General features: G+C 35.6%; 5 protein-coding genes and 2 pseudogenes. All 7 read right to left on the bottom strand.

The genetic code is table 11. The annotated features are described in order from the left end of the window. Positions 1–180 (bottom strand): annotated as a pseudogene (locus A194_RS0113950) (Replication initiation and membrane attachment protein); the annotation flags it as partial. A gap of 23 nt (positions 181–203) precedes the next feature. After that, the gene (gene nrdR, locus A194_RS0113945) at positions 204–668 is read right to left on the bottom strand and encodes a transcriptional regulator NrdR (protein WP_017187430.1); all 465 of its coding nucleotides are present in this window, start codon (positions 666–668) and stop codon (positions 204–206) included. A gap of 209 nt (positions 669–877) precedes the next feature. Continuing rightward, positions 878–1,897 (bottom strand): glyceraldehyde-3-phosphate dehydrogenase, encoded by a 1,020-nt coding sequence (locus A194_RS0113940; protein ID WP_017187429.1) that lies wholly within the window; start codon positions 1,895–1,897, stop codon positions 878–880. A gap of 109 nt (positions 1,898–2,006) precedes the next feature. Continuing rightward, positions 2,007–2,615 carry a dephospho-CoA kinase gene (gene coaE / locus A194_RS0113935; RefSeq protein WP_017187428.1) on the bottom strand — a complete coding sequence of 203 codons (609 nt, stop codon included), beginning with the start codon at positions 2,613–2,615 and terminating at the stop codon, positions 2,007–2,009. Between the two features lie 10 nt (positions 2,616–2,625). Continuing rightward, positions 2,626–3,258: a sporulation membrane protein YtaF gene (gene ytaF, locus A194_RS0113930; protein WP_017187427.1), complete on the bottom strand. Its 633-nt coding sequence runs from the start codon at positions 3,256–3,258 to the stop codon at positions 2,626–2,628. Between the two features lie 61 nt (positions 3,259–3,319). Further along, positions 3,320–4,152, bottom strand: a pseudogene (mutM, locus tag A194_RS18600) (DNA-formamidopyrimidine glycosylase). A gap of 17 nt (positions 4,153–4,169) precedes the next feature. Next, positions 4,170–6,280, bottom strand: a 2,111-nt coding sequence (polA, locus tag A194_RS0113920; protein ID WP_017187424.1) for a DNA polymerase I, incomplete at its 5' end; no start/stop codon positions are given.

The following is a 6,280-nucleotide window of genomic DNA, read 5'->3' as shown; positions in this document are numbered from 1 at the left end:
CGATTGTGAGGAACTAGAGTCAGCTTCACGCCATAGAGCTTGGAACACTGATACACTTTCCATACCAATTAGAGGTTGATAAAGTAAGGTTAAAACAGAGTCAGCATCTTCAAAAAATGTTGTTTGTTTAATAATCTTGAGTTGGTCATTAGGTAGCAAATGCTTCATCCGTTCTTGCACAATCACCACTCCCTTCTTTTAATCTAGCTATTCTTTGTACGGTTAATCATATCATGTAATTCTTTCATAAAGACATTAATATCTTTAAATTGTCGATAAACCGATGCAAAACGAACATAAGCGACTTCGTCCACTTCAGCTAAACGGTCCATAATATGTTCACCAATATCTTGACTTAAAATCTCTGAATTACCTTGATCTCTTAAATCTTTCTCTACTTCAAAAGCGACTTGTTCAATTTGTTCCAATGAAACTGGGCGTTTTTCACAAGCTTTAATTAAGCCTCGCTTTAATTTCTCACGATTAAATTCTTCTCTTGTCCCTTCTTTCTTAACGACAATAAGCGGAATTTCCTCGACACGTTCAAATGTAGTGAAACGATACTGACAATCGTCACACTCACGACGACGTCTAATCGATTTACCTTGGTCAATTGGCCTTGAGTCTAATACTTTTGTCGTTTTAGCGTCGCAATTTGGGCATTTCATATATTAGCCACCTCAACGTATATTTCAATTTACTATTCTACTTATTATAACAAAAAGTTCATTATCTTTAGTTGATTCTACCTAATTTTATTATAAAGAAAAACAGAAGGAATCGCCAAGACATATAGGAAATTTACAATTATTACGTATAGAACAAAAAATGACCCCGAAATAAACCGGGATCATTTCACTCACTATTTTAGATTGTATTATTGATGAACGTATAACTGATTGCCAACAAATTTCACTAAGTCCACAACACGGCATGAATAGCCCCACTCATTATCGTACCATGCTAAAACTTTCACTTTACGGTCTTCCATTACAATCGTTGATAACCCATCAACAATTGAAGAGTATGGTGAAGTCGTATAATCGATGGAAACGAGCGGATCATTGTTAATCGATAAATACCCATCTAAATCTCGATTCATTGCATCGTAAAACGCTTGGTTGACTTCTTCTTCAGTTACATCTTTCTCAACATCAACAACTAAATCCACTAATGAAACGTTCGGAGTAGGAACTCTTAGAGCCATTCCGTGTAACTTACCAGTTAAGCTTGGTAGCACTTCATTAATTGCTTTAGCAGCACCTGTTGATGTCGGAATAATTGATTGTGTACAACCGCGAGCTCTTCTTAAGTCTTTATGTGGGTTATCTAAGTTCTTCTGATCATTTGTAAATGCGTGTACAGTCGTCATTAAACCGTTTTCAATTCCGAAGTTTTCATGAAGCACCTTAGCTACTGGTGCTAAACAGTTAGTCGTGCACGATGCATTCGAAATAACATGGTGTTCTTCTGGATCATATGATTCTTCATTAACACCCATTACAATCGTTTGGTCAGCTGGTTTTCCTGGGGCAGTAAGTACTACTTTTTTAGCGCCGGCCTCTATATGTGCTGATGCTTTGTCACTTGAGTTAAACACGCCTGTTGCTTCTACAACAATATCAACATTTAACTCATCCCAAGGCAATTCAGCCGGGTTTCGGCTAGAAACTTTCACGATTTTTTGTCCGTCAATCACAAGTTCATCATCTATGACATCAACAGAACCGTCATAAGCTCCGTGTACTGAATCATACTTAATTAAATGAGCTAACGTCTCTGAAGGATAGCTAGCATTAATTGCTACAATTTCTACTTTCTCGTCTTTCATCGCACGGCGGAACACCATTCTACCGATACGGCCAAAACCGTTTATTGCAATTTTTGTTACACTCATTTAAAAGCCCCCTCATCGCTTTATGTTATACTTTTTTATCTTTATTTAAGATTAGTATAACACATTGGCAATAAAATGTGAGGGCAATTTTTTAAAATTAAACAAAAAATTATGTGTTAACTTCTATACCCCATCGATTTAATATAGCCATTAATTGCTCTTCACTTTCTTCAACTGAACCACCATTGTTCACTATCGCATCGGCACGATCTCGTTTCTTAGTAATAGGAATTTGTGAATTTATCCGTTCTAATGCTTTCTCTGCTGATATTTCATCACGTTTAGTTAATCGGTCCAACTGAATGTCTGGATCTACATAAACGACTAATACTTGATCAACGTAATGAAATAATTCGCTTTCAAATAGTAACGGAATATCCATTACAACTAACGGTTCTTTATTTTCGACATACTGATCGCGTTTTTGTAACATCCTCTTACGTATTTGTGGGTGCATAATATTATTTAGTTTTTTCCGTTCTTCTTCATCTTTAAAGACAATGTTACCTAACGCTTCACGGTTTAAGGTTCCATCTTCACGTAAAACTTCCCTACCAAATGTGGCAACGATTTGTTCATAGGCTTCTTCACCTACTTGAACAACTTCTCTTGAAATTTTGTCTGCATCTATGACTGGAACGCTCCATTGTACAAACATGTTTGATATGGTTGATTTCCCTGTTGCAATGCTTCCTGTTAATCCTACTACTAATGTCATAGTTCAACGCCTACCTTATAAAATTCCAGATTCCTAAACTTATTAGTATTAATCCTGGTATAAATGAAAGTGGGTGTACCCACGTAAAACGATGCATCCATTTTCCAAGTCCAATTCCACACATTAAGAAAAACATTGATGATAAACCAACAACGATCGCGACAGCTAATGCAGGGATCTCAAAAAAGGCAGCACCAATACCACTTGCAAATGAATCTAAAGATAATGCAATAGCGACAACGACTGCTTCCATTCCACTTATGGAACCGGACTTGTCGCGGTCTGCAACTTGTGGTCGCTTCAAAATTTCCCATATTGTTCGAATGTTTAATGTCATTTCTTGAACCCGATAATAGTATTTCACCTTTTGCTTTTGGTCTTGTAACCATTGCCACAGCACCCAAGAACCAATCGCAATAAAGATCAATCCACCTAAAATATGAGAAATAAACGGCATGATGAACATGACAAGTTCACCGATCCATCCACCTAGTAAAAAGCTACACGCCGTAAATATACCTATCATTAATATCGCATACGGTTTTACAGTAATCGACCTAACTCGATACGTTAAACCGAAAAAGAAACTATCAAAACTCACAGCAAAACTTAGCAACAACGTCAGGAGTATTAAATCAAGCAACAGTAAAAGCTCCTTCCATAAGGGTTCAAAATATCTTATGAAAAGAGCTTATATACTGTGTTTAATCACTAATAACTTGACATGTTGGACAAAAATGGGTACCTCTTCCGCCTACTTTTGTTTTCACAATAGGACTTAGGCAAACTACACAGGGCTCTCCTGTTTGATCATAAACAGCTAATTCTAATTGAAACATTCCAATTTCACCAAGTGAATTTAAATAAGACCTAATCGATGTTCCACCTTTTTCAACTGCTCGACTTAAAACTTCTACAACTGCTTTTTGAAGCTTGTGACACTCTTCATAAGAAATTGATGAAGCTATTCTCTCAGGGTGGATATGACTTTTAAACAATGCTTCGTCAACATAAATATTCCCTAAGCCTGTTACGATTGTTTGGTCTAACAATGTTGGCTTTATAAGTCGAGATGTCTTTTGAAGTTTTTCGTAAAGATAGTCGACTGTAAATTCTTCACTAAAAGGCTCTAACCTAACTTATTAATCGGGGGTGTATTAAATTCTGTTTTCACAGGTTTTAAATGCATCGTCCCAAACTTACGCACGTCTTTATACCTTAATTCTTGCCCACCGTCTAACTTAAAGATTACATGTGTATGGACATCTACTTCATCTGCTTCGTTAAACACTCCATATTTACCTTCCATACGTAAATGGGAGATTAACACATCCTCGTCTAAATAAAACAACAAAAACTTACCTAAACGTTTAATAGAACGAAACGTTTGGCCTTTAATTTGAAATTTAAATCGCTCTATATCCCCTGGCTCTTTAATAATTCCAGGATAGCGTATATCGATATCTGCAATTGTCTTCCCGGTGATAATCGGTTCTAATGTTTTTCTTACTGTTTCGACTTCTGGTAGTTCTGGCATGTCTCGTTTACCCCTTTTTATTTTGCATCATACCACGTGTTGCCATAAGAGCTATCAACTAACAGTGGGACAGATAGTTCGATTGTTTGTTCCATAGCTTCTTTAACCAATTTTTGAAGTGCCTCAACATCTGATTTTTTCACTTCGAATATTAATTCGTCATGAACTTGAAGGATCATCGTTGCGTTCAAGTTCGTACCTTCCATACTTTGAACAACATCAAGCATTGCTTGTTTAATAATATCAGCTGCACTACCTTGAATAGGTGAATTCATTGCGGTACGTTCTGCAAAGCTACGACGATTGAAGTTACGACTATTAATTTCCGGTAAATAACGGCGACGTTTCATAATGGTTTCAACGTAACCATCTCTTTTAGCTTGAGTCACAATATTATCCATGTAAGCTTTAACACCTGGATAGCTTTCAAAATATTTATTAATAAATTGCTCAGCTTCTTTACGTGTGATTCCTAAACTTTGACTTAAACCATAATCACTAATGCCATAAACAATGCCGAAGTTAACCGCTTTAGCTTGTCGTCGCATTAAATCATCGATTTCATCTTCTTTAACATCAAATACATCCATCGCTGTTTGCGTATGAATATCTTTACCTTCATTGAATGCTTGTACAAGTTTTTCATCTTTAGCAATATGAGCTAATACACGTAACTCAATTTGTGAATAGTCAGCAGCCAAAATGACCGAATCATCTTCAGAAGGTACAAAGGCTTGTCTTATTCGACGTCCTTCCTCTAATCGAATCGGTATGTTTTGCAAGTTAGGTTCAACTGAACTTAGACGTCCTGTTTGAGTTAACACTTGGTTAAATCGTGTATGAATTTTATGTGTATCTTCATGAACAACTTTCTGTAAACCTTCCAAATAAGTCGATTGAAGCTTAGAAAGCTGTCGATAGTGTAAAATTTGCTCAACGATCTCATGTTCATGTTGTAGCTTTTCTAATATGTCAGCTGAAGTTGAATACCCTGTTTTAGTTTTCTTAATAATAGGAAGCTCTAAGTCTTCAAACAGAACTTTCCCCAACTGTTTAGGTGAATTAATATTAAATTCACTGCCTGCTAAGTTATGGATTTTCTTTTCAATATCTGATAAACGATTGCTAAGGTCTTTTTGCATTGAATCTAATCGATCGACATCAACTTTTACACCTGTATGTTCCATTTCTGCTAAAACAGCTGATAAAGGCATTTCTAATTCGTAATAAAGATTTTCTTGTTCATTCTGTTTTAGCTCGTCTTTTAGAAGGTCGTTTAATTTAAAACCGACTAAGCCTTTACGCACTATATGCTCTTGATAGACTTCTTTATTAGGTAGTTGTTGTTTTGCACCTTTACCGTACACCTCTTCATCATAAGACACTTCTGTTAGTCCATAACTATGTGCAATTGATGAAACATCACCATCGTGGCTAGCAGGATTAACGATATATGCAGCTAGTTGCAAATCAAATGTAATACCTTTAACTTCAACCCCTCGCCATTTTAATGCGACTAATAATTGTTTTTTATTAAACACTGTTTTAGGCGATTGTTCATCTTCTAGCCAATTAATAAATGTTTGGTCTTTTAACAAGTCAGTAGGAATATAGTAATTGCCTTTTTCATTAACTAAGCTACATCCAACAATATTACTGTTGTGATAATTATCATCTAACATTTCAACATAAAGAATATTATAGGATTCATCTACGAGCGATAAGTCAAACTCACTTAATTCTTTAAAATCAATCTCTTCATACTCTTGTTCTGAGTCTTCCCCTTCAACTTGCCCCATTAATGATTGAAACCCGTAAGCTTTAAAAGCTGATACTAATTCACGTGATTGATAACCTTCATACTTTAAGTCTTTAAGTGAAATTTCCACTGGAGAGTTTTGATTAATAGTTACAAGCTCTTTACTCATTAACGCTTCATTTTGATTATTAATTAAGTTTTCTTTTAACTTTTTACCACTTACGTCATCAATATTTTCATATATGTTCTCTAACGTACCGAACTGTTTAAGCAATTTAACCGCTGTCTTTTCGCCAACACCGGGTACACCTGGAATATTATCTGATTGATCACCCATTAAAGCTTTTAAATCAATAATTTGTTCTTTTG

This window comes from Alkalibacillus haloalkaliphilus C5 (genome assembly GCF_000269905.1).
Taxonomy (GTDB): Bacteria; Bacillota; Bacilli; order Bacillales; family Alkalibacillaceae; genus Alkalibacillus; species Alkalibacillus haloalkaliphilus_A.
Note: the sequence above shows the minus strand (reverse complement) of the source record. Positions and strands in the feature narration are given on the sequence as shown.